Source organism: Ferruginibacter sp. (assembly GCF_031430955.1).
Lineage (GTDB): Bacteria > Bacteroidota > Bacteroidia > Chitinophagales > Chitinophagaceae > Ferruginibacter.
Genome location: NZ_JANPCM010000239.1, coordinates 1 through 1,950, shown reverse-complemented (window position 1 = coordinate 1,950; position 1,950 = coordinate 1). Strand labels below are relative to the sequence as shown.

3 protein-coding genes are annotated in these 1,950 nt (G+C 36.4%); all 3 read right to left on the bottom strand.

Going from position 1 to position 1,950, the window contains the following annotated elements; translation table 11 throughout:
* Window positions 1–529 precede the first annotated feature (529 nt).
* Complete coding sequence (locus ACY65O_RS06685; RefSeq protein ID WP_462220077.1) at window positions 530–982, bottom strand: PA2169 family four-helix-bundle protein; 453 nt, start codon at window positions 980–982, stop codon at window positions 530–532.
* A gap of 77 nt (window positions 983–1,059) precedes the next feature.
* Window positions 1,060–1,377 carry a hypothetical protein gene (locus tag ACY65O_RS06680; RefSeq protein WP_462220076.1) on the bottom strand — a complete coding sequence of 106 codons (318 nt, stop codon included), beginning with the start codon at window positions 1,375–1,377 and terminating at the stop codon, window positions 1,060–1,062.
* A 133-nt stretch (window positions 1,378–1,510) separates the two neighbouring features.
* The coding region (locus ACY65O_RS06675; RefSeq protein WP_462220075.1) for a helix-turn-helix domain-containing protein at window positions 1,511–1,950 on the bottom strand (440 nt) is incomplete at its 5' end.

Here is a 1,950-nt window from a genome sequence, read left to right as displayed (position 1 = left end):
GAGAGCAATAATCGTAAGGTGAGACCCCGGCGTGTAAAACATGCTAAAATTTACAGAAAGCCACTCTCCAGTTTTACTGAGGTCTTCATAGCAGTGCATTATTTTATTAGTCAGGGATAAGCAAACATTTTATTTTTTCGTTTCGCCGGGGGCTTCACAGCAGAGCAATAAGCGCTGGGTGAGACCCCGGCGTGTAAAAGATGCTAAAATTTACAGAAAGCCACTCTCCAGTTTTGCCGGGGTCTTCATAGCAGTGCATTATTTTATTAGTCATGGATAAGCAAACATTTTATTTGACTGCATTACAAAGAGATATAAAAATGAATGGTGGTAGTAAAAATATTTGAAACACTTTTTTAAACGCCGGGGTCTCCTGCCAGCGCACTAAGGCGCAGCTATGAAGATTCCGGCGAAACGAAGACCTCACCCCAACCCCTCTCCAAAAGAGAGGGAACTGGAATTGGGAGTTTTATAATTTAAATACTATTAACTTAATGCCATTGCCCTTATGGCTTGATTAAAAAAACTATTAATTAACTGCCAGCATATCACATAAAGTTTTTACTTTATGGTGTTCTGCTTTAATTAAAAGGTGCTGCATTTGCAGGATGCTCAGCTGCTCCGGAGTAATATCACCAGTAATACTGTTTAGCGTTTCATCGTAACTTTTAACGGCAACCTGTTCGGCCTGTTCACATAATTTTAGTAATTCTTTACGGTCTTTATTTGTAAGTGCGTTTTTAATAGCTATCCAGATTTCATAAAATCCATTGGTTATTTTAGTGCAATCGGCAGGCATGCCCCCTAAACGCTCTACTTCTTTGCAAAGTATTTCTTTACACTGCAGGCTTGTTTGCTGCAATTGTGGAAACAAAATTTTTAAATCATCCTCACCGGTTTCTTGTGCGGCAGCTGCATACCCTTCACCCCTGTCGATGTTAATTTCAATAAGATTATTCAATGCAGTAATTGATTTATTCATTTCCCTATATTAAAATTTAAGTTCAGTAACAGCAATCATCAACTATAAAAAAAGTTATCAAAAACTGAAAACCATTTTTACAAATACCCCTTAGCAATATTTTTATTTTCCTGTTGTTTTGCTTTCGGATCTTCCTCCTTTACAGACTTATTTTTCTTCCTGGCTTTACCGTTAGCTGTTCCACTATCTGCAAATTCGTTTTCTTTCCTGATGTGGTTACGGGTTGAAGTTGTAACCTGTGGCTGCTGATCTGCTTCCTGGATATTTTGTTGTTTACCAGGGTTTGCTGTTGGGTTGTTAAGAGGGGTTGTACCCTTATCATTACGCTGCTTTAGCGGCGCAGTTGTATTTTTTTCTGATGGCTTATCGCTTTTATTAATTTTACTCTTTTCCATTTTTATCTTTTAAATTGTAAAATAATAACTAGTTTGTAAAGGTGGCATTTATTAGAGTAAAATTGTTATATAACTCTTTATAAAAGTTATATGATTCCCACCCTTAAAAGTTTGATTTATGGAGAAAAAAAAATTACACGTCTTCTAACGTGTTGCGTTTTCTGTTTTTAAGGGATTTAAAAAAAGAAGGGGTTAGGCCTGTTGTTTTTTTAAACTGTGCAGAAAGATGTGCTACACTGCTGTAGTGGAGTTTCCAGGCAATTTCAGTAAGGGTGAGCTCATCGTAAATAATTAATTCCTTTACCTTTTCTATTTTATGCATAATTATAAAATGCTCTATTGTAGTGGCTTCTTTTTCGGAAAAGAGATTGGCCATATAAGTGTAATCGTAACTTAATTTTTGGCTCAGGTAATCCGAAAAATTTGTTTTAGGCAGTTCATCGGAGTAATGGATCATTTCTATTATGACGTTTTTTATTTTTTCGATCAGGATGGCTTTTTTATCATCCATCAGCTCGAGCCCCGATTGTAGCAAAGCGATTTTTATTTTATCGTGCTGCTCGGCAGTGATAT